20 protein-coding genes and 1 pseudogene are annotated in these 26,413 nt (G+C 46.7%); 10 read left to right on the top strand and 11 right to left on the bottom strand.

Features of this window, described 5'->3' with window-relative positions; translation table 11 throughout:
• Nucleotides 1-2: 2 nt before the first annotated feature.
• The 5 genes from nuoH to R8806_RS06970 all read right to left on the bottom strand — a co-directional run bounded on the left by nuoH (nucleotide 3) and on the right by R8806_RS06970 (nucleotide 4,383).
• Nucleotides 3-1,079: an NADH-quinone oxidoreductase subunit NuoH gene (nuoH, locus tag R8806_RS06990; RefSeq protein ID WP_027199794.1), complete on the bottom strand. Its 1,077-nt coding sequence runs from the start codon at nucleotides 1,077-1,079 to the stop codon at nucleotides 3-5.
• A 136-nt stretch (nucleotides 1,080-1,215) separates the two neighbouring features.
• The gene (locus R8806_RS06985; protein ID WP_124317573.1) at nucleotides 1,216-2,841 is read right to left on the bottom strand and encodes an NADH-quinone oxidoreductase subunit D-related protein; all 1,626 of its coding nucleotides are present in this window, start codon (nucleotides 2,839-2,841) and stop codon (nucleotides 1,216-1,218) included.
• A gap of 129 nt (nucleotides 2,842-2,970) precedes the next feature.
• Nucleotides 2,971-3,534: an NADH-quinone oxidoreductase subunit B gene (locus R8806_RS06980; protein ID WP_027199792.1), complete on the bottom strand. Its 564-nt coding sequence runs from the start codon at nucleotides 3,532-3,534 to the stop codon at nucleotides 2,971-2,973.
• Nucleotides 3,525-3,875: an NADH-quinone oxidoreductase subunit A gene (locus tag R8806_RS06975; protein WP_087422139.1), complete on the bottom strand. Its 351-nt coding sequence runs from the start codon at nucleotides 3,873-3,875 to the stop codon at nucleotides 3,525-3,527. The genes R8806_RS06980 and R8806_RS06975 overlap by 10 nt, the downstream gene beginning before the upstream one ends.
• Nucleotides 3,876-4,008: 133 nt before the next feature.
• A complete protein-coding gene (locus R8806_RS06970; protein ID WP_124317574.1) occupies nucleotides 4,009-4,383 on the bottom strand; it encodes a hypothetical protein in 375 nt (124 codons plus the stop codon).
• Nucleotides 4,384-4,575: 192 nt separating this feature from the next.
• Here R8806_RS06970 and R8806_RS06965 point away from each other — a divergent pair, with 192 nt between their 5' ends.
• Both R8806_RS06965 and R8806_RS06960 read left to right on the top strand, forming a co-directional pair.
• Nucleotides 4,576-6,462, top strand: a complete 1,887-nt coding sequence (locus R8806_RS06965) for an amidophosphoribosyltransferase (protein ID WP_124317575.1) — start codon at nucleotides 4,576-4,578, stop codon at nucleotides 6,460-6,462.
• 380 nt (nucleotides 6,463-6,842) lie between these two features.
• Entirely contained in the window at nucleotides 6,843-9,614 is a 2,772-nt protein-coding gene (locus tag R8806_RS06960) for a leucine-rich repeat domain-containing protein (protein WP_124316154.1), read from the top strand.
• Between the two features lie 165 nt (nucleotides 9,615-9,779).
• On the opposite strand, the gene R8806_RS06955 is transcribed toward R8806_RS06960, so the two are convergent.
• From R8806_RS06955 to R8806_RS06945, 3 genes and pseudogenes are all read right to left on the bottom strand, one after another.
• The gene (locus R8806_RS06955) at nucleotides 9,780-11,000 is read right to left on the bottom strand and encodes a zinc-dependent metalloproteinase lipoprotein (RefSeq protein WP_124316155.1); all 1,221 of its coding nucleotides are present in this window, start codon (nucleotides 10,998-11,000) and stop codon (nucleotides 9,780-9,782) included.
• Nucleotides 11,001-11,011: 11 nt separating this feature from the next.
• Nucleotides 11,012-11,461: pseudogene (gene smpB / locus R8806_RS06950) on the bottom strand (SsrA-binding protein SmpB).
• Nucleotides 11,462-11,473: 12 nt separating this feature from the next.
• Nucleotides 11,474-12,052, bottom strand: coding sequence for a hypothetical protein (locus R8806_RS06945; RefSeq protein WP_124316156.1), 579 nt, complete (start codon nucleotides 12,050-12,052; stop codon nucleotides 11,474-11,476).
• A 323-nt stretch (nucleotides 12,053-12,375) separates the two neighbouring features.
• Between R8806_RS06945 and R8806_RS06940 the strand changes: the two genes are divergently transcribed.
• The 3 genes from R8806_RS06940 (at nucleotide 12,376) to R8806_RS06930 (ending at nucleotide 15,182) form a co-directional block, all read left to right on the top strand.
• Nucleotides 12,376-13,113 (top strand): (Fe-S)-binding protein, encoded by a 738-nt coding sequence (locus R8806_RS06940; RefSeq protein WP_124316157.1) that lies wholly within the window; start codon nucleotides 12,376-12,378, stop codon nucleotides 13,111-13,113.
• Between the two features lie 42 nt (nucleotides 13,114-13,155).
• Nucleotides 13,156-14,523 (top strand): lactate utilization protein B, encoded by a 1,368-nt coding sequence (locus R8806_RS06935; protein ID WP_124316158.1) that lies wholly within the window; start codon nucleotides 13,156-13,158, stop codon nucleotides 14,521-14,523.
• A gap of 80 nt (nucleotides 14,524-14,603) precedes the next feature.
• Nucleotides 14,604-15,182: a LutC/YkgG family protein gene (locus tag R8806_RS06930; RefSeq protein WP_124316159.1), complete on the top strand. Its 579-nt coding sequence runs from the start codon at nucleotides 14,604-14,606 to the stop codon at nucleotides 15,180-15,182.
• A gap of 30 nt (nucleotides 15,183-15,212) precedes the next feature.
• Here R8806_RS06930 and R8806_RS06925 read toward each other — a convergent pair whose 3' ends face one another.
• The 3 genes from R8806_RS06925 to R8806_RS06915 all read right to left on the bottom strand — a co-directional run bounded on the left by R8806_RS06925 (nucleotide 15,213) and on the right by R8806_RS06915 (nucleotide 17,565).
• Entirely contained in the window at nucleotides 15,213-15,455 is a 243-nt protein-coding gene (locus R8806_RS06925) for a hypothetical protein (protein WP_124316160.1), read from the bottom strand.
• A 113-nt stretch (nucleotides 15,456-15,568) separates the two neighbouring features.
• Entirely contained in the window at nucleotides 15,569-16,843 is a 1,275-nt protein-coding gene (locus tag R8806_RS06920; RefSeq protein ID WP_229782932.1) for a sugar MFS transporter, read from the bottom strand.
• Between the two features lie 386 nt (nucleotides 16,844-17,229).
• Nucleotides 17,230-17,565 carry a hypothetical protein gene (locus R8806_RS06915; RefSeq protein WP_124316161.1) on the bottom strand — a complete coding sequence of 112 codons (336 nt, stop codon included), beginning with the start codon at nucleotides 17,563-17,565 and terminating at the stop codon, nucleotides 17,230-17,232.
• Nucleotides 17,566-18,211: 646 nt separating this feature from the next.
• Here R8806_RS06915 and R8806_RS06910 point away from each other — a divergent pair.
• The 5 genes from R8806_RS06910 (at nucleotide 18,212) to R8806_RS06890 (ending at nucleotide 26,268) form a co-directional block, all read left to right on the top strand.
• On the top strand, nucleotides 18,212-19,603 hold the full coding sequence (locus R8806_RS06910) for an aminopeptidase P family protein (RefSeq protein ID WP_124316162.1): 1,392 nt from the start codon (nucleotides 18,212-18,214) through the stop codon (nucleotides 19,601-19,603).
• Between the two features lie 18 nt (nucleotides 19,604-19,621).
• The gene (dnaN, locus tag R8806_RS06905) at nucleotides 19,622-20,746 is read left to right on the top strand and encodes a DNA polymerase III subunit beta (protein WP_124316163.1); all 1,125 of its coding nucleotides are present in this window, start codon (nucleotides 19,622-19,624) and stop codon (nucleotides 20,744-20,746) included.
• A 176-nt stretch (nucleotides 20,747-20,922) separates the two neighbouring features.
• Nucleotides 20,923-21,699, top strand: coding sequence for a 3'-5' exonuclease (locus R8806_RS06900; protein ID WP_027199774.1), 777 nt, complete (start codon nucleotides 20,923-20,925; stop codon nucleotides 21,697-21,699).
• A gap of 474 nt (nucleotides 21,700-22,173) precedes the next feature.
• Nucleotides 22,174-23,223, top strand: coding sequence for an efflux RND transporter periplasmic adaptor subunit (locus R8806_RS06895; RefSeq protein WP_229782931.1), 1,050 nt, complete (start codon nucleotides 22,174-22,176; stop codon nucleotides 23,221-23,223).
• Nucleotides 23,224-23,232: 9 nt separating this feature from the next.
• A complete protein-coding gene (locus R8806_RS06890) occupies nucleotides 23,233-26,268 on the top strand; it encodes an efflux RND transporter permease subunit (protein WP_124316166.1) in 3,036 nt (1,011 codons plus the stop codon).
• The last annotated feature ends 145 nt before the right edge of the window (nucleotides 26,269-26,413 follow it).

The following is a 26,413-nucleotide window of genomic DNA, read 5'->3' as shown; positions in this document are numbered from 1 at the left end:
CTTTAAAAATGTAGTTTAAATACGACAATGATCACCATCAGGAAAAGGTTGATCAGGTTAATCGGCAACAGGTAGCGCCATTCCAAGCGGAGTAACTGGTCGATACGCAACCGCGGGAAGGTCCATTTAAACCACATGATGATGAATATAACCACGGCTGTTTTCCCGAAGAACCAGAAGATGGAAGGAATGTAATCCATGATTTGGTTGAAACTTTCCCAGCCGGGAACGTGTAACGGCATCCAACCGCCTAAGAATAGGGTGCTGGCCACGGATGCAACCACGAACATGTTCAAGTATTCGGCGAGGTAGAAGAACCCGAAGTGCATACCGGAATACTCCGTGTGGTACCCCGCGGTCAACTCCGAGTCGGCCTCCGGCAAGTCGAAGGGACCCCGGTTCGTCTCGGCTGTCCCGGCGATGATGTAAACGATAAACGCGATACAGGCCGGAATATGTCCTTTGAATAGCAACCACCCGTCTGCCTGTCCTTCCACGATCGTGGAGAGCTGCATACTTCCGGTGAATACTACCACGGTAAGGATAGATAACCCGATGGATAACTCGTAACTGATCATCTGCGCACCACTTCGCATGGCACCGATCAACGAGTATTTATTATTACTGGCCCACCCGGCAAGCAGGATTCCCACGATACCGATGGACGACACGGCGATCAGGAAGAAGATTCCCACGTTGAAGTCGATCACGTGTAGTCCTTTCGCGAAGGGAATACAACCAAAAGCCAGTACCGACGCGATAATCACGACGAAAGGGGCAAGATTGAACAGGAATCGGTCGACGTGGTTGATGTCGATGATCTCCTTGGTTAACATTTTGATCATATCGGCCACACTCTGTATGGTCCCGTAAGGCCCCACCCGGTTCGGTCCGATACGACACTGGAAAAAGGCACACACTTTACGTTCCACGTAGATCAGCACGAGGGCGATCACGGCGTATCCCACGAGCAAGCAAAGCCCGATCAGGATAAACTCAACCAGCGTGGCAGCAGCGTGCGGGAGAAAACTCCTCAAGAGTTCATCTACCCATTGTGTTATAGTTGAGAAATCAAACATGTTTCTATTTTAGATTTAATGATTTTAGATCCTATCGATTAAGTGATTTAATGATTTTCGATTAAGTGATTTTAATCATCCAATCATCGAATCGGCAATCACGGAATCTTTTTCATTCTACATTTTACATTTTTATTCATCTGTCAATGTCCGGAACAACGTAGTCCAGCGTACCGCCGATAGCGATCAGGTCGGCGATTTTACCGCCTTTCGTGATCAAGTCGACGATGGATACCAGTGGCAGGCACGGGGAACGGAATTTTACCCGGTAAGGGTATTTGTCTCCCCGGCTTTCGAGGTAAACACCGAACTCACCCCGGCTGGCTTCCACGCTCTTGAAATAGTGACCTTCCGGTAATTTGATCAGCGGTTTGGTCTTCACGGCGTAGTCTCCCGCGGGGATGTTGTCTACCAGTTGTTCCAGTATATGTAATGATTCGAGAATCTCTTCCATGCGCACCATGTAGCGGGCAAACGAGTCCCCTTCCGGGTAGAGGATTTCCTTGAAATTCACCTTGTCATATACCCCATACGGCGTGTGTTTACGCACGTCACATGACCACCCGCAGGCGCGTCCCGTCGGGCCGGATGCCCCGTAACTGATGGCGTCCTCTTTCTTGAGAATGCCCACGCCTTTCAAACGTTGTTGGGCGATCACGTTGCCCGTGAACACGTCGTGATATTCCTTGATCATCGGGGGGAGGTATTTGATGAACTCTTTGATCCGGTTGATCAGGTTCGGGTGGATGTCCGCCATCACGCCACCGATCACGTTGTAGTTCTGAATCAGTCGTCCTCCCGTGGTTTCTTCCATGATGTCCAACACCTTCTCCCGGTCACGGAAACCGTAGAAGAAAGCGGTCAGCGCTCCCATATCCATGCAGAGGCATGACCAGAACAAGAGGTGAGAGGAAAGACGGTTTAGCTCGTCCATGATGGTGCGGATGTATTTCACCCGTTCCGGGATTTCCAAGCCCATGGCTTCCTCGATGCACATACAAAGTGCGTGGCGGTTCTGGTGTGCGGCAAGGTAATCCAGACGGTCTGTCAAAGCCAGCGTTTGCGGGTAGGTGAGGCTTTCACACAATTTCTCGATGCCCCGATGGATGTACCCGCAGTTGACATCCACCTTTTTCACGATCTCTCCTTCCAGTGATACCCGGAAACGGAGTACACCGTGAGTGGCGGGGTGTTGTGGCCCAATGTTCACCACGTACTCGTCTTCTTCAAACAAGATGTTCTCTTTCTCGCTGACTTCCCCGTCGTGGGAATCAGCCTCGAACGTGGGGGTTGCATCCAACGTTTCTTCACTTTCCAGTCGTACCGGGTTTATTTCGGGGTCTGCATCGTAGTCTTTACGTAACGGATAGCCGACCCAGTCGTTCCGCAGGAACAGACGTCGCATATCAGGATGGTTGATAAACCGGATACCGAGAAAGTCGTACACTTCACGTTCGTTCAGGTTGGCCGTGGCCCAGATGTCCGAAACGGTGGGCAGTTCCGGGTTTTCCCGGTTGGCAGTGAACGTCTTTAAAAATAATTTATGCTCGTGAGCCGTGGATTGTAACAGGCTGATCACGCCTAACGTGTCGCCCCAGTCCATTCCCGTCATGCAGATCATGAAGTCGAAAGAGAGATCCCGGTCCCCTTTTAGCCGGAGAGCCAGTTCCCTGTACTTGGCGGGCTCTACCGTCACGGTAAGGATACCGCTCTCGTCGATCTCTGCCTCGGGGACAATATTTTTTATTTTATCTACTAACATGTACTAATTTTAGATTTAATGATTTTAGATCCTATTGATTAAGTGATTTAATGATTTTCGATGAAGTGATTTTAATCACTCAATCATCGAATCGGCAATCACGGAATCTTTTTCATTCTAAATTCTACATTATTCTTTGTTCTCTTTTTCCTTGTGGTTTTTGCCACCGAGGAAACGTTCCACTTTTACCTTACGTTGCAATTGGATCATCCCGTAGAGGAGGGCCTCCGGTCGCGGGGGACATCCGGGGATGTAAACGTCAACGGGGATGATAGAGTCAACCCCCTTCACCACATGATAAGAGTTTTTGAACGGTCCACCGGAAATGGCACATCCCCCCACGGCAATCACGTATTTGGGTTCGGCCATCTGGTCATAGAGGCGTTTCAGCACGGGGGCCATCTTGTGTACAATGGTTCCCGCCACCATGATAAAGTCGGCTTGGCGCGGGCTGGCTCGTGTTACCTCAAACCCGAATCGGGAGAAATCGTAACGTGCCGCTCCCACTGCCATGAATTCAATACCACAACAGCTTGTCGCAAAGGTAAGCGGCCAGAGGGAATTCGAGCGTCCCCAGTTGATAACATCGTCAAGGCATCCCACGATAACATTGGTGCCGGATGCCCGAAGTTGTTCAAGATATTCGTTATCATTGAACTCTTCATATTTCATGGATTTAATTTTTACTTCCATTCCAATGCTCCTTTCTTCCACGCGTAAGCCAATCCGAGAATAAGGATCAGCATGAAAAATAATACATTCAGTAAACCGTTAATTCCGGCATCCTGAACGGTGACCGCCCAAGGATAGAGAAACACGGTTTCCACGTCGAACATCAAAAACAAGATGGCGAACAGGTAGTATCCTACCTTGAACTGCATCCATGATTTTCCTCGCGTAGGCACGCCACATTCATAGGCTTCCCCCTTCTGTTTGTTGAAGGTACGGGGAGAAATGGCCCGAGCAATGCTCATAGCGATAACCACCAGCAAAATGGCTGTAATCAACACAACCACGAATAAAGTAAGATTCATAATTATAAAAAGTTTCAGGTTTTCAAGTTTCAAGGTACAAGTTTAGTTACAGGGGATAAATACGACAAGTTGCGAACTTGTAACTGCAACTTGCTGGGCCACCAACCCGGCCTGTAACTTGTTTGATCTCCGGCTAAACAATGATTTCTCGCAGGGCAAAGACGTAGTATTTGGTCTTCCCGAGAGTCGAATACGGGTGGAAATACAAGTTGCGTTTGGAGTGTGCTACCGCGGTGTTGTTCTTGCTGTTCCTTTGCAGGAAAAAGGGAACCAATTGTGACTTGGAGTCCGGGACAACATGGAAGTAACCCAGTGTGAGTTCGCAACTTTCGTGAAGAAAGAGTAACAGGGGAATCGTGGAGACTTCACAGATCTCGTTCCGGCAGAAATTGCATTCTAAGCAGGAGCCATTGAAGGACAGATTTTGCCCTTTTGCCAATATCCCGCTGGAACTTATCAGCACGAATAACACGATCAATATACTATTCTTCAGCACGTTCAACATCATTCTTTTTACTTAAGGTTCGCAAAGATAACCTAATTTTGAATTTTGGTTGAAAAATGTGTGGTAAAGAATGTTAATCGTGAGATTAACATTCGGGTCCATAAGGTTTATAAACCATATTTTTTTCTTACTTTTGTAATCTCTCCGGGAAAGGAGAATATCCCGGGGGTAATACATGAAATTAGGGAAAAAAATATGAGTGACACCATTCATCACGAGTGTGGTTTCGCGTTGATTCGATTGCTGAAACCATTGGATTATTATCAGAAGAAATACGGTTCTTACCTTTACGGGCTAAACAGGTTGTACATATTAATGGAAAAACAGCGTAACCGCGGCCAAGACGGCGCGGGAGTCGTGGGGTTGAAGCTCGACATGGAGCCGGGTTACAAGTACATGGACCGCGTGCGTTCCTGTGACGCGAACCCGATACAGGACGTGTTTGACCGGATTCACGAGCCGTTTACACCGGAGATTCTCCGGGAGAAGGATGCCGTTTGGGCAAAGCAAAACCTTCCATTTGTTTCCGAGGTTTACTTGGGGCATTTACGTTACGCTACTTTCGGAAAGAATAATATAGATTACGTTCACCCGCTGAAACGGGCAAGCAACTGGCGGGCGCACAATTTAGCGCTGGCGGCGAACTTTAACCTGACGAACGTGGACGAGCTGTTCGAGAGTTTGATCCGGGCGGGACAGTACCCGCGAAATTATTCCGACACGGTGACCCTGCTTGAGAAGGTAGGCTATTTTCTGGATAGCGAGATTCAGGATTTGTACCGTTTCTACAAGGAAAAGGGATTTTCGAAACAGGAGATTACCCCGTTGATTGAACGTACTGTTGATTTACCCAAGGTCCTTTCCCGGAGTAGCGAAGATTGGGACGGGGGATATGCCGTGGCAGGAGTGGTCGGGCATGGCGATGCTTTCGTGATGCGTGACCCGTGGGGGATACGTCCAGCTTATTACTACAAAGATGACGAGGTGGTCGTGGTGGCTTCCGAGGCTTCCGTGATCCAGACGGCTTTTCAAGGCATGAACATGGAAATTTCCGAGATCCGTCCGGGATACGCCCTGTTGATCAAGAAAGATGGAACCGTGACCGAGGAACTCGTGCGTGAACCGCGACAACGTGCCAGTTGTTCGTTCGAGCGTATCTACTTCTCCCGCGGGAATGACAGGAATATATACCGGGAACGGAAAAAATTGGGCGAGTTATTGACGCCTCGTTTGGTAAAGGCCGTGGATGGCGATCTCGACAACACGGTGTTTTCCTTTATCCCTAACACGGCGGAAACTTCCTTCTACGGAATGGTGAAAGGAATCCAGCAATACATGGTAGAGGAGAAAAAACGGTTGATCCGGGAGGGAAAGGCAACGTGGAGCGAGGAAACGCTCGACGAGATCATTTGCCGCGAACCCCGTATCGAGAAAATCGTGATCAAAGATGCCAAGCTGCGCACGTTTATTACCTCGGATTCCGGACGTGACGGGCTGGTGGGACACGTGTACGACGTGACCTACGGGGTCGTGCAACCCACGGATAACCTCGTGGTGATTGATGACTCGATCGTGCGGGGAACTACTTTGAAAAAGAGTATTCTGCGTATTCTCGATCGTCTTGGCCCGAAACGTATCGTGGTGGTGTCTTCCGCCCCGCAGATTCGTTACCCCGATTGCTACGGGATCGACATGACCCGGATGAACGAGTTTATAGCGTTCAATGCGGCCATCGAGTTGTTGAAGGAACGAGGCATGGAGGGACTGATTGACGAGGTGTACCGGAAGTGTAAAGCACAACAAGGACTGCCCAAAGAGCAGGTGGTGAACCACGTGAAAGAGATTTACGCTCCTTTTACCGAGGAAGAGATTTCCGACAAGATCGCCGAGATGGTGCGTGACGAGCATCTGAATGCCGAGGTAAAAGTGGTTTTCCAGTCTGTCGAAGATTTGCACGTGGCTTGCCCGAATGACACGGGTGACTGGTATTTTACCGGAAATTATCCCACTCCCGGTGGTAATAAGGTGGTCAACACCGCTTATATCAACTGGGTAGAAGGGAGGAATGAAAGATCTTATTAATTTTAGATTTTAGATTTTAAATTTTAGATTGAACCCCCTCTAGCTCCCCCTTGGAAAGGGGGAGAACACGTTGCATTGTTACATTGTAGCGCTTTCTTGCGTCCGTCTCTCCCCTGTGTAAGGGGGGAGGACACGTTGCATTGTTACGTCGTGACTCCTTCTTGCGTTCGTCTCTCCCCCTGTGTAAGGGGGAGTTGGTGGGGGTAGTTGGAAAGTTAAAAGATAAAAGATAAAAACTAAAAGTTGAAAGTAGAAAATTAAGAAGCGTCGGCCTTGTGCGGCTGGAATCTAAAATTAATAAGTTTTCACTTTCCCGTTCAAAGTTATTGCAATTTGTTTGTAAATGTTTAAATTAGTAGCGGATATTAAAAAGATCGGCTATGAAACAAGTTGTGTCATTTATTCTGTTATTTGTATTTTCCATTTGTTACGGGAATGACCCGTTAGTTGCACAAACGCGTAAAGAGAGACAAAAAGGGAAGGAAAAGAAAATTGTTCGGGAACAAGCGGTGGATTTGTTGCTGAAAGAGCAGCAAGTGGCCGCAGAACGAGCCGCTTTGAAAGAATTGTACTGGGTTCTGGGAGGGGAAGATTGGCGGGCGAAGGAGAACTGGTTAAGTGACCGGCCTGTAGAGGAGTGGTACGGGGTGAAGCGGAACTATGATAACGGGAAATTGAGTATATATCTGGGAGCAAACGGTTTGAAGGGAGTTCTGCCGGGAGCTATTTTCAGGCTGAAGACATTAGAGGTGCTTAACTTGTGTAATAACGAGATCACGGGGAGTATACCAACGGATATTGGAGAGTGTACAGCGTTGAGGCAGTTGTCACTGAACGGCAATCGTTTGATGGGAGAAATACCTGTTGGGATCGGTAAATTGGAAAATCTGGTGACGCTGGATCTTTCTCGTAACCAGTTGTCGGGGGAGATCCCGGAGGAAATCGGAGGGCTTAAGCAATTGAAATTCCTTCGAATGGGTACGAATAGATTGACGGGGGACATCCCGGCTGCTATTGGGAACCTCTCGTTGTTAGAGTGTGTGGATATTCCTTCGAATTTGCTGACAGGGAAAATTCCGGACGAGCTTATGTTTCTGGAAAACTTGGAAGAGATAAATATGTTCGGTAATCGCCTGCGGGGTGAGTTGCCTGCTGACTGGAGCCGGCTGAAAAAGTTGAGAATTTTATCATTGGGACAAAACCGGATAGACGGAGAGATTCCCGCCTCGTTGGGGAGCGTAAAAACTTTGCAAGATATTTCACTGGACAATAATTTATTGCGAGGGGCGATCCCCACTACTTTAGGGCATCTGAAGGAATTGTGGGCGTTGGTTTTATCGAATAACCGACTGACGGGAGCGATCCCCGGCGTGTTATTTACTTTGCCGAAATTGTATCGTCTGGAATTGTCGGATAATGGCCTTTCAGGTTCGTTACCCGCTGAAATCAAGGAGGCCGTGTCGTTTACATCTCTTGATTTGAGTAATAATCGTTTGAGCGGGCCGTTGCCGCCGGAACTTTGTGAGTTGGTGCGATTGAATTACTTGAATTTGCAAAATAACAGGTTTTCCGGGCCTTTACCTGCTGAAATCGGAAAAATGACGGGATTGACTTTACTGGATTTGACATCGAACAGGTTTTCGGGTCCTCTTCCGGAAGAGATAGGGCGATTGATTCACTTGCGGTCGTTATTGCTCTCAGAGAACGAGTTTTCCGGGGAGTTACCGGAGACGCTGGGGAATCTGATAAACTTGAGAAATTTCTACGTGAAAACGAATCGTTTGTCCGGGCCGTTCCCGGTGGTGTTAACGAAGTTGGTCAAGTTGGAATACTTGAACTTGAGTTTTAATAATTTCTCGGGGACGATCCCCGCGGAAATCGGGAATTGGGAAGAACTAAAACATTTGTATTTGTGGAAGAATCAGTTTAGCGGGAGTATTCCCCCGTCGATTGGTAAGTTGAGAAACTTGACGGAACTGAGTTTGGGAGAGAACCGTTTGTCGGGCGAGCTACCCAAGGAATTGGGGCAGTTGGAGAATTTGGTTACGGCATATTTGAATAATAATGCCTTTACCGGGCAGATTCCTAATGAAATGACACGAGCTTCAAATTTGAAGTATTTGAATTTGAATAGTAATAATCTTTCGGGAGACTTACCAGACGAATTAGGGAATTGGGAGGCGTTGGAGTCGTTACTCTTGGGAAGTAACAAGATCACGGGAACATTTCCTCCTTCGATCGGTAAGATGAAACGATTGAAATTTTTAAGTGTGTTCTGGAACAAGATGAGTGGGACGTTACCCTCGGAATTGGGAGAACTGGAGAATTTGGAGTGGTTGTATTTGACAAATAATCGTTTTAGTGGAACTCTGCCTTCTTCGATCAGTAATTTGAAACGGTTGAAGATTTTGGCTATACCTAATAATACGTTTTCTTCGTTTCCGGAAGAGTTGGGGGATTTGGAATCTTTAGAAGAACTAAATGCCTCAAGTGCTTTTTCGGGTGGAAGGATTCCCGAGAATATCGGAAATTTACGAAATTTGAAGTTGATGTTGTTGTGTAATAATAAGTTGTCAGGAGAGATTCCTGCAGGAATCGGAGAAATGATGATGCTGGAAAAGCTCGATTTGCGTCATAATGAATTAACGGGGGCAATTCCTGCTGAAATTGGTTACTTGGATAACTTGACCATGCTGGACATGTCTGGTAATAAGTTGAGTGGTACGATCCCCGCTGAAATCGGGAATATGAGAAAGTTGAATTTACTCAGTCTTGCCTACAATAAATTGCAAGGTGAGGTTCCCGCTGATTTGGGATGGCTCTCGGAATTAGAGGAACTGAATGTAGCGAGGAATGAGCTGGAGGGAATTTTGCCCGCCGAATGGGGTGAGTTGAAAAACTTGAAAAGATTGACTCTCACGGGTAATAAGTTTCGTGGGAGTATACCGAAAGCGTGGGAAGGAATGAAAAAACTGGAATATTTTTGGGGGCAGGATAACGCGTTGACGGGCAAGGTCCCGGATTTCTTGTTCCGTTTGCCTGTATTGAAACGGTTGTGTTTGGAAAATAACTTTTTGCAGTTGACTGAGGAACAAAAGAAGTTGGACAGGAAGGGTGAACAGTATTTTTTATTGCCACAGGGGGAAAAGTAGGGAATAGTCTCGTGAGTTTGAAAACAAGAGGCTGACTTAAAAGTCTTATCTGTATTAACCAACTACCCCCTCCAGCTCCCCCTTACACAGGGGGAGAGCTAATTACCAAGTGGTATACCCTCCTGTGTAAGGAAGGATTAGAGAAGGTAGTCGCTTCATGATGGGTTACTTGAGTATGAGTGGTTCCTCGGTAATGATAGTGGCACGACTGGAATTCTCAACTGCGATTTTTGGTCCCGGGATGAGAGGGCTGTAATCAAGGACGTGTCTGATGCGAGCTCGCTGGTTGGGTGTGATTCGATCACGATAACCGTAATTATAATCCATTATATTATATGATGTGAACGTGTTCCCGTTACGGTCTTGACGCTGTGCTGCTTGGGCAAAAGTTAGTCGGGGGACACTTGCCAACCAAGTGTCGTAGGCTGGGCGATCGTAGTCGGGGGTATCTTCACAATAATCGGTTGTTTGTCCGTTGTCACCACCGGAAAACACATGAAATAATCCAAGATAATGCCCTAGTTCATGGGCGAGTGTGGTGGGCCATACCGGTTGTGGACCGTAAGCTCCTGTTTCTAGTTTGTTTACAAATGTCTTGTTTATCATCACGGCTTGCACGGAGTTGGTGGGAAGACTGGTATAATATGTATCATTTCTTCTTAAACCCGGTAGGGATTTGCCTTGCGGGGTGTACGGGGTCATGGCGATTCCCGTCACGTTTTCTTCGGTAAAGGAGCAGATGATAATGTTGATGTACTTGTTGGGGTCCCATATTATTTGTGTACCGTTGTATGTGTTGTATCTTAAATAATTATCGACATTGAACGAGGTGGATGAACTTTGAATGGTATTTATTCCGGGTTCAACCAAGGGAGTCCCTTCGGGCGTGGTGGTGGCAAGGGTGAATTGCAGGTTGAGATTCTCGCTTTTCCCGTTGTTGCCTCGGTAGAAGTTATTCACGTAATCCATACATTCTTGAATGTAGGCGGCGGTGACTTTTGCATCATTTGCGGAACCGTCCGAGTACACGTGGAAAATGACCGGAAGTTCGAAGTAGATTTCTCCCTTTTGGGTCACGGTAAGGATTTTTTGTTGGTCTGAATTGGAGATCGTGACGGTCCCCGTGCGTTCGGTTGTGGTCGTGTTGACTTGCGTGTTGATCACAAGTGTATCTCCTTGTGGCGTACTGATCTTGCTTGCCCGGCACCAAGAGGTTGGGCTGGCAAATGACCAATCTGAACCACTCCGAAGAGCAATGCGGATGGTTTGTTGCTCGCTGCTTACCTGTATTTCGTTGCCTATTGATAATTCTATTCCCTCGAACTTGTCCTTCTCGCAGGAAGTGACAAGTAGAAAAAGAAGGTAGATAAGAATGTATTTTTGCATGTTTGTAGGTTTTATTTTTTCATGTAGCGGTCCATTTCCCGTTTGGCGTCTTTTTGTTTGAGGGTTTCCCGCTTGTCGTACTCTTTCTTTCCCCGGGCGAGGGCGATGCGGAGTTTGGCAAAGCCTTTCTCGTTAAGAAAGAGACGGACGGGGACAATGGTGAGTCCCGATTCCTTGGTCTTGCGTTCGAGCTTGACAAGTTCTTTCTTTTGTAGTAAAAGTTTACGTTCGCGGCGTTCGATGTGGTTGTAGTAGGTACCTAGTTTGTACTCGGCAACGTACATGCCCTTAATTCACAGTTCGCCGTTGTGGAAGTAACAGTAGGAATCCACCAACCCGGCTTTCCCGGCTCGGATGGATTTGATTTCGGTACCGGTGAGCATGATACCGGCGGTGTATTCTTCCAAGAACTCGTAGTCGAAGGATGCTCTTCTATTTTTTATATTAATGTCGTTTTGCATAGGTCTTGATGTTTAAGCGTAAATAGTGGGTATTCTGAACATAATCATCAATAGTTGCTGGATGATGATCGGGGACACGATCACGAGCAAACCGATGATGACGATGGCGCTTTTGCGGTATTGTACGTCGAGGGCTGTCAATTGGTTCAACCCGACGTGAAGGGTTCGCAGGCATAACAGGCTACATATTGCCATGAGTTGGGATATAAATCCTTCCGAGAATCCACTGGAAAGGCAGTGGAACGGGATGAAGACGGCCGAGCTGTACACGGCAAGGCGAAGGGCCATCCGGTTGGCTTCAGCCACTTTATTAGAGAGATATTCCCGGGTCACCCGGTAGGCGATGTAGCTTCCCACGACGGAGGCCATGAACAGGATGATGCCGGTTCCGATGGCGTAGAGAGGTGAGGTTGATAACAAACGTAGCAATATTGCACATACAGAAGAAAGTACGGACAGAGGCACAAGGAAATTCTTGAAAAGTTCGATTCCCTCGATGTTCTCCCGACCGATCACCTGCCATTCCATTTCGGGGTGAAGTAGTAGTTTCCGGGGCCTTGTGAATATGCCTTTGATGTCCAATTTCTTCATAGTAACGCGAAAATACTGTTTTTTATCGAGATTAATTCATAAGGTTCTTAAAGTTTGTCAAAGTTTATAAGATCTATAAAGTCCGTAATAAGGTCCGTGGCCCCTGCAGGACGCTTTATCCATGGTTGCTCGAGTTGCCGTTAAACGTGGTATGAAGGCTCGGTACATGAAAATGTAATTATCTTGTAACAAATGTTTTATTTCTTCGTTAAAATTTGAGTGAAACGGAGGGCTTGGAATTGTTTTGCCTGATGAGCTGTGTTGCAGATTGATTTTTTGAATAGAAACTTGTAATTTTATAGGCTGTAACTAATTAATATAGTATGAAAATAGGATTATTTATTCCCTGTTATATTAATGCGATTTACCCGGGTGTGGGGGTGGCCTCATACAAGTTGCTGACCTCGCTGGGATTGGATGTCGATTACCCGCTGGATCAGACTTGCTGCGGGCAACCAATGGCGAATGCCGGATTCGAGAAGGATTCGACGGAGCTAGCCAAGCGGATGGAGGGATTGTTCGAGAAGTATGATTACGTGGTGGGGCCATCGGCTAGTTGCGTGGTTTTCGTGAAGGAACATTACTCGAGGTTGTTGAACCGGGAGGAACATGCTTGTATCAGTAGTCGTATTTACGAGATTTGCGAATTCCTACATGATGTGGTGAAGATGGATAAGCTGGATGCCTCTTTCCCGCACAAGGTAAGTATTCACAATAGTTGCCACGGGGAGAGGTTATTGCATCTTTCTTCCCCGAGCGAGTTGATGATTCCCCGTTATTCCAAGTTGCGGGATTTGTTGTCGCTGGTGAAGGACGTGGAAGTGTTCGAGCCTAAGCGGGTGGACGAGTGTTGCGGTTTCGGGGGAATGTTCTCGGTGGAGGAACCGGCGACGTCCGTGTGCATGGGACAGGATAAGGTACATGATCATATGTCAACCGGGGCGGAATACATCACGGGAGCGGATAGTTCTTGCCTGATGCACATGGAAGGGATTATTCGCCGGGAGAAATTGCCGATAAAGACAATACACGTGGTGGAGATATTAAGTCAAGGGTTATAAACTTTATGAACTAATTTTGAAAATAACGTAAATCAAATAAATATGAGTTCACACGCTAAAGCTGCCAAGAAATTTATAGCTGACCGGGAGAGAACAGCATGGCATGATCAAGCGCTGTTTTTCGTGCGGGAGAAACGAGACCGGATGGCCCATGATGTTCCCGAATGGGAGGCGTTGCGGGAGATGGCGAGTAATATGAAACGACACACGATTGCCAATTTACCCTATTATCTCGAAATGTTCGAGAAGAACGCCACGGCAAACGGGATTCATGTTCACTGGGCGAAAAATGCCGAGGAACATAACCGGATTGTTTACGAGATTATCCAGAAACATGGGGGAAAGAATCTCGTGAAGAGTAAGTCGATGCTGTCGGAAGAGTGCGGGTTGAGTCCTTATCTGGAGGCTAGGGGAATCGATGCCGTGGAGTCGGATTTGGGTGAACGGATCATGCAGTTCATGGGTACACCGCCAAGTCATATCGTGTTGCCTGCCATTCACGTGAAACGGGAAGAGGTGGGGAAGGTGTTTGAGAAAGAGTTGCACACGGAACCGGGGAATAGCGATCCGACTTACCTGACTCACGCGGCCCGGGCTGCCTTGCGGGAGAAATTCCTGCACGCAGATATTGCCATGACGGGTGTTAATTTTGCCGTGGCCTCGTCAGGGGCTTTTGTGGTCTGTACGAACGAGGGAAATGCTGATATGGGAACTTCTTTCCCCAAGGTGCATATCGCGATCATGGGGCTTGAGAAAGTGGTGCCGGATTATGACGCTCTGGCCCTGTACGTGCGCTTGTTGGCCCGCTCTGCCACGGGACAACCTTCAACGACGTATACGTCCCATTACAAGAAACCGGTGGAAGGGCAGGAGATGCATATCGTGATCGTGGATAACGGGCGAAGTGATATTCTGGCCTGCACGGAACACGTGAATATGTTGAAGTGTATTCGTTGCGGGTCATGTATTAACACTTGTCCTGTGTATCGCCGGACGGGAGGATATTCTTACTCTTATTTTATACCGGGACCCGTGGGGATTAACTTGGGGATGTTGAAGTCGCCGGAGAAGTATTCGGGGAACGTGTCAGCCTGTTCGCTTTGTTATTCCTGTTCGAATGTTTGTCCGGTGAAGATCGATCTGGCGGAACAGATTTACAAGTGGCGGCAGAATCTGGCGCCCTTGCATTTGGCTGACTCGTCGAAGAAGTTGATGGTGAAGGGTATGAAGTTTATCATGAATCATCCCGGTTTGTTCTATCATGCCATTGCTGCCGGACGTGTTGCCGAGCGTATGCCTCGATTCGTGTTGTATAATTCTCTCGACGCGTGGGGTATCGGACGGGAACTTCCGGAGTTCGCGAAGGAGACGTTTAACGAGATGTGGAAAAAGGGATTGAAAGCCGATTAATTTACGATTTGTGAATGACGATTTACGATTGAAAAAGTGTCGGCTTTGTGCGGCTGGAATTTAAAATTAAAAATTAGAACATGGGTAGTAAAGAAGATATTTTAGCAAGGCTGAAAAAGCACGCGGTGGATCAAGTGGAACGACCGGAGATGACGTTCGAGACGTTGACATTTTCTGATCCGCTGGTACAGTTCGAGAAGATCATGAAGGCCGTGGGAGGAAATTGCGTGGTGTTGGAAAAAGGGCAGGACGTGAACGAGGTAATCCGGAACGTGTTCCCGGATGCCAAGTCGATCGCGTCGAATTTACCGGAAGTTACATGTGCCACGGTGAATCCCGACACGTTGGATGATCCGCGGGAATTGAACGGTACGGATGTCGGGGTGATCCGGGGGGATTTCGGGATTCTGGAGAACGGGATGGTATGGATTAACCAGCGTACCCGTTACAAGGCTCTCTTTTTTATTTCCGAGGCCTTGGTGATCCTACTTGACCGGAATCGTCTAGTGAATAATATGCATGAAGCATACAAGCAACCCGCTTTTGATGATTTTGGGTACGGTTGTTTCATATCCGGTCCTTCGAAGACGGCCGATATTGAACAAGCGCTAGTCATCGGGGCGCACGGGGCGAGAGCGGTGACGGTGATATTGGAATAAAATAATAAAGGCCATTTTTTATGGTCTTTATTATTCTTCGTCTTTTTTCTTTAATTCTTTCGAGAAGAAGAAATAAGCAATGATACAGACAATTAGAGGGAAAACGTAAACCAATCCCGGAGAAAAGATAGCGAAATACCATGGCATACTCCACTCTTCATGGGCTGATATTTCTAAAGCTTTATAGCCCACGTGTACAATTCCGATAGAAAGGAATGCAACGGCGGCAATCCCGAATAATTTTTGATTTTTGGCAGCTTTTATTTTGTCCATAGTTTGATTCGCCAATGGCGAGTTATAGGTTAATAAGTTGCAAATTGCAGGTTACAAAATACAAGTTTGCAGGTTAGTGATCAGCTTGTAACCTGCAAACCTGAAACTTGTAACTATTTTTTATAAAGGTGTTTGATTCCAACCCGGTGTCCGGCTACCGCAAAGTACAGGATGAAAAGGTAGCAAGGCAACATCATCCAGTAGGCTCCTTGGTGTCCCATAGAAGCGGTTAGTGAACCGTACAACATTGGAAGTAAGGCTCCCCCGGCGATAGTCATAATGAGTAGGGCCGATCCGGTCTTCGTGTGACGTCCCAACCCGAAGATTGCAAGCGGGAAGATGGCGGGCCACATGAGTGAGTTTGCCAAGCTTAGCAAGGTCAGGCACCAGATGGAGATCTCTCTCGGCAACATGACGGTACAGATTCCGAGGATAACTCCTAGGGCAGCACAGCAAGCAAGGGCTTTTTCCTGACTGATGTATTTGGGGATGGCGATGATTCCGATGATGTAACCGACGATCATGGCGATCATACCGTAAGTCGGGAATATCCGGGCGGTGTCCATGTCCATTTTCATGGATTGGGCGTAACCGATGATGGTGTCAATAGCAATTACTTCAACTCCCACGTACAAGAACAGGGTCACAATCCCGATCCACAGGTGGGGAAAACTGAATATACTTGATTTTCCGCCGTGTTGTAGGCTGCCTTCTTCTTCTTCCGGGTCCTCGATCTGGGGAAGCGGGGAGAAACGGACAAATAGGGCCAGCACGACGAGCGATACCATGATCACTACGTATGGTACGATGGATTTGGAGGCCAGTAAGTCGAGTTCCGCGGCTTTTTGTATGGCATCCATTGTTTGTAATTTTGCCTCAAGTAGGTCGATGTCTTTTAGCATGATTGATCCGAGGATCAGCGGGCTGATAGCTCCGGCTACCTTGTTACAGATACCCATGATGCTCACGCGCTGGGCGGCACTCTCGGCGGGGCCAAGCTCGATCACGTAAGGGTTGGAGGCTGTCTGAAGCACGGATAGTCCTGTACCCATGATGAATAACCCAAGCAGGAATAACCCGTAAGTGCGGGTCATGGCAGCCGGGATGAACAGTAATGCGCCGACGGCCATCACAAGGAGGCCGAGCATCATCCCGTTCTTGTATCCTGTTTTTCGCAATACCCAAGACGAGGGTAATGCCATGACAAAATAGGCAATGTAGAACGCGAAGGTCACGAGGTAACCCTGCCATTCATGTTGCAGCTCGCAGGCGATTTTAAGATAAGGGATCAAGGTGGCGTTCAACCACGTGACGAACCCGAAGATAAAGAAGAGGATTCCGATAATGATAATCCCCATGCTGTAAGAATTTTTCTTTTGTTCCATCATCTTTTCGTTAAAATATACATAAACACATAAACACTTTCAAGAATCTACAAAGTTATTAATTTTTGATAATGATGAATGAAATTGAGAAAAATTATTCGTGTGGCTGCGGGGAAGGTGTATATAGAAACCGGAGTACAGTGATAAGTTCCTGTACCCCGGTCATCCAAACTAGAAATAGTAATCAATAATCAACTTATTATTCGAAATGATTTTATCTGGCTTTACGTTTCGTGTTAAGATTTTGTACAATAGAGTTTTTTGTATCCTTCGAAGGTCTTGATTAATAAATATAGTATTGTGTCCGGAGAATATGATTTTGCCTTCCGGGTCAATAACGAGAAAAGTAGGAATACTCGTTAGATCGTAGTCGTCACGGGTGTTTTTACTTAGCTCTGGGGTCGCAAGATATTGATTCCATGGTAATTTCTCTTCCTCGAGAGCCTTTTGCCATTCTTTTTTATTTCCCCGTATTTGGGAATGATAATTGTGTGGTAAATTTCATCAATTTCAGCCGTTTCTTTTCCTGTTGTTGCATAGTTAATTTCTTGTTTTTTTGCGTGTAAAGTAGCGTTGTTATTCAACGTCTCTCTGGAAGATGGAGGGTTATCCAGCGTGATTTTATTTCCGTTTTTCAGTACAAGCTGTACGGCAGAAACGGGTTGAGGAGAGGAGATGATTTCTTCGTTCGGTTGTGTAAGATAGTGGTATGTCCCTGTTTCCATCTTCTCGTTCCGTTTATTTTTTTTGTGGAATATCCAATTTCTACTTTGAATACGGATGAGGGTGAAAACCGGGTGAGTCGATTTTTAATTTTTTTTCGGAAAGATACATCTTATGCCTTTGTAAACCCTTGAACTATGGTTGCGAGGCCCTATATAATAATATGAATATATCTTCCCGGTTAGCTAATATACTACATGATATGCCTTACTTGCAAGTATAATCTTATCAAAGATCTATTTTATCGAAGATGAATGCTCTATGAATGCAGGATGAATGCTTCGTGGTCTAAATGAACTATCAAGAAAGTGCTAGGAGAATGATAAATTGACATAGTCTAAAGCCGGGGTAAAGCCGGCCTTTTACTAAGGTAATAATCTCCTCGGGGCCTTCCATCACCCTTTTATCGCCCTTTCATTGCCCTTTGCCAATATACCGGAAAAGGTGGGGAGGGGTGACGATAAGGGGTGTGGGAAATTATTGGGGATATAAAACTGTGGGATAACGGTTGTATAACCGTGGGTGGGTCTGAACGGGGCATCGGTTTTCCGGATTAAAATGGATTTTTGAATTGTTACATTGAAAAAAAATTTATACCTTGTCAACTCATTTTGACAAGGAAAATTAATCATTAAATAAATAATAAATATGTTTGATAAAAGCGTGTATGTAAATAGAAGAAAGCAACTTATCGACAAGATGAGTGGCGGCTTGGTATTGATACTGGGTAATGAGGAAGCTCCTGCAAATTATCCGTCTAACACGTATAAATTCCGTCAGGATAGTTCTTTCCTTTATTTCTTTGGTTTGAACATGCCCGGGTTTGCCGGGTTGATGGACGTGGATTCCGGGGACGTTTGTCTGTACGGGAACGACGTGGACATGGACGATATTATTTGGATGGGACCACAACCGAGCGTGAAGGATTTGGCTGCCAGCGTGGGTGTGACTTGTTCCGCTCCTTTCGGTAAATTGGCCGGGGCTTTGAAAGAGGCCATCAGCCATGGACGCAAGATTCATTTCTTACCGCCTTATCGTTATCACAACATGTTATTGTTGGAGGATTTGTTGGGTATTCATCACTCGCTGATCAAGAATTATTCTTCTTTGGAATTGATCAAGGCCGTGGTGGCATTGCGTTCCGTGAAGGAGGCTTGCGAGATCGAGCAAATTAACTTGGCTTGTAACATTGGTAACGAGATGCACGTGGCTGCTATGAAACATGCGTTACCGGGACAGAAAGAGCAATATATTGCCGGGTTGATCGAGGGAATTGCCGCTTCTTACGGAAGTATGGTTTCTTTCCCTGTGATCCTTTCCCAGAATGGCGAGACGTTGCATAATCACGATCATAGCAAGACATTGACCGTGGGACGTATGATGCTGACGGATGCCGGGGCGGAGAATAACATGAATTATTGTTCCGATTTTACCCGTACGGTTCCGGTGGGTGGACGTTTCGATCAACGTCAGAAAGATGTATATAATATTGTATTGGCTTGTAACAACAAAGCGATGGAGATTGCCCGTCCGGGAGTGACGTACCAGTACGTGCATCTGGAAGTATGCAAGATTCTGGCTCAAGGGTTGAAAGACCTTGGCTTGATGAAAGGCGATGTGAATGCTGCTGTGGCAGCCGGAGCGCATGCGTTGTTTATGCCTCACGGGTTAGGTCACATGATGGGACTTGACGTGCATGACATGGAGGACTTGGGACAAATCTACGTGGGTTATGACGACGAGACTCGTCCGATAGATCAGTTCGGTACTTCTTCCTTGCGTATGGGGCGTAAGTTGCAACCGGGATTCGTGGTTACCGACGAGCCGGGTTGTTATTTCATCCCCGCTTTGATCGACCAGTGGAGAGAACAAGGATTGCACAAGGAATTCTTGGTATATGACAAGATCGAGACGTACAAGGACTTCGGTGGTATCCGTCTGGAAGATGATATTTTGATCACGGAGAACGGGTGTAAATGTATGGGTGATCATCGGGCGCCGATTACCGTGGAAGAGGTGGAAAATACGATAAATGGATAAAAATTATAAAGAACAGATATGAAATTCGTTGTATCAAGTAGTAGTTTTTTGATGCGGTTGCAGGCCGTGAGTAAGGTGATTAGTGGAAAACCCGCACAACCGATTCTGGATAATATTTTGTTGGTAGCCAAGGATGATACGTTGTACGCCACGGCATCTGACAAGGAAACGACCATGGAGGCCAAGATCGAGTTGGATAACTTGGATACTCCGGGAAGTATCACGATCCCGGCGAAGTTGTTGCTGGATATTCTGAAAGAGTTCCCGGAACAACCCTTGACGTTTGATATTAACACGGGGACGAACGAGGTGAAGATTATCTCGGATAAGGGAGAGTTTTCCGTGCCGGGAGAGAGTGCCGAGGATTATCCGGTACAATCCGGAATGGACGAGAGTGTGAACACGATTGCAACGAATTGCGGTATGTTGTTGGAGGGGATCACCCGTACGGTTTTCGCCACTGCAAATGATGATTTGCGTCCGGTGATGAACTGTATCTTGATAGAGATGGGACCGGAGAATTTCACGTTCGTGGCTTCGGATGCTCACAAGCTGGTACGTTACAAACGTTTTGACGCCAAGACGGACGGGGATCAGTTCGCGTTGATCCTGCCGAAGAAACCGTCTTTGTTGTTGAAGAATATATTACCGAAGGATGATAGCGAGTTGCGTTTGCAATTCAACGAGAAAATGGCTTGTTTCACTTTCGGAAATTACAAGATGGTTTGTACGCTGGTGGAAGGACGTTTCCCGAACTACAATTCCGTGATCCCGCAGAATAACCCGAAAAAGATCATTATCGAGAAAAAGGAGTTGTATAATTCATTAAGACGGGTTTCCGTGATGGCAAACCAAGCTAGTAACTTGGTGAAGTTTGATTTGAGTAACGGAACGATCGTGATTTCTGCTCAAGACGTGGATTATGCCATGTCAGGACACGAAACGATTACTTGCCAATACGAGGGAGAAGAGATGGCCATCGGGTTCAAGTCTCCTTTCGTGCAAGAGATATTATCCAACCTTAACACGGAGTCTCTGGTATTGGAGTTGTCCGATCCGAGTCGTCCGGGATTGTTCTTGCCTTTCGAGAGCGATAATGAGAACGAGGATTTGTTGATGTTATTGATGCCGATGATGGTTTAATCAGTAAGGCGAAATTCGCCTTACTGATTAAACCGAATTTAAAATTTAGAGTTTAGAATGAAAAAGATTCCGTGATTGCCGATTCGATGATTGGGTGATTAAAATCACTTCATCTAAAATCATTAAATCACTTAATCTATAGGATCTAAAATCATTAAATCTAAAATTAGTAAGTTTTGGAATTAAAATTAACCAACCCGATTGTGTTCTTTGATTTGGAGACAACGGGTATTAATATCGCGAAGGACAAGATCGTGGAGATTTCTGTTTTGAAAGTGATGCCGAACGGGAAAGAGGAACAAAAAACGATCCGGGTGAATCCGGAAATGCATATACCAGAACAGGCGTCTGCGATTCACGGAATTTATGATGATGACGTGAAAGATTGTCCGACGTTTAAGGAGATTGCCAAGGATTTGGCACGTTATATCGAGGGGTGTGATTTGGGGGGATATAATTCGAATCGTTTTGATATTCCATTGCTGGCGGAGGAATTTTTGCGTGTGGACGTGGATTTCGATATGCGGAAACGGAAGTTCGTGGACGTGCAGACAATTTTCCACAAGATGGAGCAACGTACGTTAAGTGCGGCGTATCGTTTTTATTGTAACAAGAATTTGGAAGATGCCCACACGGCGGCTGCCGATACGACGGCCACTTACGAGGTGCTGAAAGCTCAGTTGGATCGTTATAATGACACGCTGGAGAACGACATCGCTTTCCTAAGCAAGTTCTCAACACAGAATAACACGGCAGATTTTGCCGGATTTATTATTTACAATGAAGAAGGGGTAGAGGTATTTAATTTCGGGAAGAACAAAGGGGTTCCCGTGGTGAAAGTACTGAAAGAGCAACCCGGTTATTTCGCGTGGATGTTGAACGGGGAGTTCCCGTTATACACGAAAAAGATCTTGACCGAGATCCGTTTGCGGACGGCAGGGTTAGTGAAGTGACCCGGGAAAGAGTATTTCCGGATAATTAATTATATTCCTGTTTCTCAAAGACGAGATTCGTGCATTGCCCGGTCTTTGGGAAATAGGAATTTGTATTCTCCTATTTCTCCTCCCACTCCGGTTCGGTCTTCGTTGTATGTTGCGCTAAGGAAACACTTGTTTCAATATGGTTATGCTTTTACTTGTGGCGACGTTACAAGGTGTTACAGTGACGGAAGTAGAAAAATAGAGAAAAAATATATTCTAAATGATAAAGTTTTCCTCGACATGAACCGTCGAGGAAAACTTTATCATTTTATTCCCGTATACGAGTCAGATTAAGTGATCAATAGATGGTTAGGGAGCGTATCAGGTCGAGGGGGAAGAACTCTAATTATAAAGTTATTTGTTTGAAATGTAAATATGGCATATTCATTGCTATTTAACCGAGCGATGGAATGATAATAATTTGTAATAAATAAGAAGGTTTGTTTTATGGGATTTAAATGGATGATTTATATTGCGGTGGCTCTTTTGTGGAGTGGCTGCAAAGGGAAAAAGGATAACACGTATCAGGATATTGTACGTCCTGTGAGAGTGGTAAATGTGGAATCATTAGGTGCTATTAACAAGTTGTACACCGGTGTCGTGGAGGCTGAGGAGTATAGTAATCTGGCGTTTAAATTGTCCGGACCGTTGATTGCTATGAACGTGGACGAGGGGCAGAAGGTGAAAAAGGGACAGGTGATCGCGGCGGTTGACCCGCTGGATTATCGTTTGCAGTTCGAGGCGAACAAGGCGGCTTATTTAACGGCTAAATCCCAGTTGGAACGGAACAGAAGGTTGCTTTCCATGCAGGCGATCTCGCAACAAGAGTACGAAATTGCGGAGGCTAATTATATAAAAGGTAAATCGGCTTACGAGACGTCAGCGAACACGCTGGAAGACACGAAACTGCGGGCCCCGTTTGACGGTTTTGTGGAGAAGAAGTTTGTGGAGAATTACCAGAAGGTGAACCCGGGCGAGTCGATTATCAAGTTGGTTAACCCGAACAAGTTGGCGGTTGGTTTTACGTTGCCGGAGACGAGTGTTGACTTAACTCGCACGCCCATGACGGTGACCGTGGAGTTTGATACCTACAAGGGGATTTGGTTCAAGGCGAAAGTGAAAGAATTTATTGATGCCTCGCCCGATGGAACGGGTATTCCGGTGAAATTGGTAATTGATGATTCCCGGTTTTCGAGGGATAAGCATAATATATATCCCGGTTTTTCCTGTAAAGTAAATTTGAAGATAGAAACTCCGGTGGAGGATAGTTATATCGTGCCGATGAGCGCGTTGTTCAAGAATTCGACCACGAACGAGACGTGTGTTTGGGTGTATGACCCGAAGACGGAGACGGTGACTAGCCGGACCGTGGAGATCGGGCAATTGTTCGGGAATGATAAGATCATGGTGCAGAAGGGACTCACGAATGAGGACACGATTGTCGTGGCAGGGGCGAATTACATAACGGAAGGTCAAAAGGTGAAGTTGCTTAAATAGTTTGATATGATGAATATAGCTAAATATTCGCTGGAAAACACGAAGGTCGTTTATTTCTTTTTGGCCATATTGTTAGTCGGGGGAGTTTTATCTTTCGATCTACTGGGGAAAAAGGAGGATTCGCCTTTTGTGATCAAGACAGCGGTCATTATAACGAGATACCCGGGAGCAACCCCGAGCGAGGTTGAGCAGTTAATCACGGAGCCGATCGAGCGGGAAATTCAATCCATGCGCCGGGTACACAAGATTAAATCGGATTCCTATTACGGGATGTCTAAAATACAAATCGAGTTGAGCCCGGCAACCCCGCCGGAGGAGATGCCCCAAATGTGGGACGAGTTACGGCGTAAGGTGTTGAACATACAACCGTCGCTGCCACAGGGAGCCTCGACGATCAGCGTGTCGGATGATTTCGGTGACGTGTTCGGGATATACTACGGGCTGACGGCCGGAGAGGGTTTTTCTTATCACGATTTGCGGGAGTGGGGACAAAAATTGAAGACCCAGCTTGTTTCCGTGGACGGGGTGCAGAAGGTGGCCTTGTACGGGGAGCAGACGGAGGTGGTGAACGTGTTTATCTCCATGTCGAAGTTGGCGAATTCGGGGATTGATCTGAACTCTTTGATACAGACGATCAAGTCGCAAAATTCTCTGATTAACACGGGAGAGAAACGGGCAGGAAATTTGGAATTGAAGATATTGGCCGATGGGACGTACAAAACGCTAGATGATATTCGTAATCAATTGATCGTGACCCAGACGGGACAACAGGTTCGGCTGGGGGATATTACCACGATAGAAAAGGGGTACATGGACCCGCCAAACAGTTTGATGCGGGTGAATGGTAAACGGGCTATCGGCATCGGTATCTCGACCGATCCGGAGCGTGACGTGGTGAAGACGGGGGATAAGGTGAAGGAGCGATTGAGCCAGTTGGAGGAGTTGATGCCCGTGGGAATCGAACTCGTGACCCTTTACCCGGAGAACGAGATTGCACGGGAGGCAAATAACGGCTTCTTGTTGAACTTGGTGGAGTCCGTGGTGATCGTGATCTTTATTATTTTGCTGGTGATGGGGACCCGTGCCGGGTTACTGATCGGTTCCTCGTTGATTTTCTCGATCGGTGGAACGATGCTGATCATGCAGTTTATGGGAGTCGGGTTGAACCGGACGTCGCTGGCAGCTTTTATTATAGCAATGGGTATGCTGGTGGATAATGCCATCGTGGTGACGGATAATGCCCAGATATTGATTAAAAAGGGTATGCGTCGGCGAGATGCTTTGATCAAGGGGGCTACGGTTCCGCAATGGGGATTGCTGGGGGCCACGCTGATTGCTATATTTTCTTTTTTACCCTTGTACTTGGCGCCTTCTTCGGTGGCAGAAATGGTGAAACCTTTGTTTATCGTGCTGGCAGTTTCGCTGGGATTGAGTTGGATTCTGGCGTTGACGCAGACGACCGTGTTCGGTAATTTTATACTGAAGGAGAATTCCGGAGATTCTAGTAAAGATCCTTACGATACGAAGTTCTACAACAGGTTTGTTTCCGTGTTACGGGGATTGATCAAGTATAAGGTGATCACGATTGTTTCGGTGGTCTGTTTGTTCTTGGTGTCCATGTATATCATGGGGATTATGCCGCAGAATTTCTTCCCGAGTATGGATAAACCTTATTTCCGGGCAGATTGTTTCCTGCCGGAAGGGTTCAGTATTCGGGAATCGGAGGATATGATGTCGGATATTGAGGCTTATTTGCTGGATCAGGATGAGGTGGTGAACGTGTCGGTAACAATCGGGGGATCACCATTACGATATTATCTGGCAAGTACATCTTTCGGGCCGAAAGCGAATTTCGGGAATCTGTTGATCGAGGTGGAGAAAAAGGAACAGTCTCCGATCGTGGAGGAGCGTTTGAATACTTACGTGCGGGAGAATTACCCGGATATGTTGATTCGTTCCTCTTTGTTCAAGTTGTCCCCGGCGGTGGAGGCCGCCATCGAGATCGGTTTTATCGGGGAGAATATCGACACGCTTGCAGCTTTGACGGAACGGGCGATGAATATCATGCGAGAATGTGATATGGTGACGGATATTAGAAGTAGTTGGGGAAATCAGGTTCCCGTTTGGGAACCGGCCTACTCGCAGGAACGGGGACAACGCCTAGGGATAACCCGCCAGTCGGTGGCTTACGCCTTAAAAATTGCCACGAACGGGTTGGCCATCGGGGATTTCCGGGAGAAGGATTTGTTTATGCCAATATTGCTGAAAGAGGATGGGTTTGATAGTAAGAATCTGGATAATATGAAGACGCTGCCCGTGTTTGCCACGCAGGGATTCACGGTGCCTTTGGCGCAGGTGGTGGATAGCTTTGCATACGATTATCATTATAACGTGATCAAACGGTATAACCGGGACCGGGTGATGATGGCGCAATGTGACCCCAAACGGGGAGCGAACACGAAAGCGGCTTTCTCGGAAGTGTGGAACAAGGTGAAAAGTATGGATATGCCAGAAGGCTACCGGATGAAAATATTCGGGGAGGACGAGAGTCAGGTGGAGTCCAACGAGGCTTTGGCTGCCAATATGCCGTTGACGTTTATCTTGATGTTTATCGTGTTGTTGTTGCTTTTCAGAACGTACCGGAAACCGACCATTATATTGCTGATGGTGCCGTTGATTTTTATCGGGGTGGTCTTCGGCTTGCTGATGATGGGGAAAATGTTCGACTTTTTCGCTTTACTGGGCGTGTTAGGATTGGTAGGGATGAATATCAAGAATGCGATTGTACTGGTGGACCAGATCGGTATCGAACAGGAGAACGGGTTGGCCCCGCTGGATGCCGTGTTGCAGGCCACGAAGTCAAGAATCGTTCCGGTGGCAATGGCCTCGGGTACGACGATATTGGGAATGCTACCCTTGTTGTTTGACGCTATGTTTGGCGGGATGGCAGCTTGTATCATGGGTGGTTTGCTGGTAGCCAGTTTGTTGACTATCGTGGTGTTGCCCGTGACGTATTGTTTGATATTCAGGATAAAAGCGGAGTGATTTTAGATTTAATGATTTTAGATTTTAGATTGAACTCCTCCGGCCTTCGGCCACCTCCTCTATAAACAGAGGAGGAGCTGGTGACTCTTCCCGAAGACAGGGAGTATTTTAACTCTCCCTCTGTTTATAGAGGGAGTACCCCGAA

The organism is Butyricimonas faecihominis (assembly GCF_033096445.1).
Taxonomy (GTDB): Bacteria; Bacteroidota; Bacteroidia; order Bacteroidales; family Marinifilaceae; genus Butyricimonas; species Butyricimonas faecihominis.
Note: the sequence above shows the minus strand (reverse complement) of the source record. Positions and strands in the feature narration are given on the sequence as shown.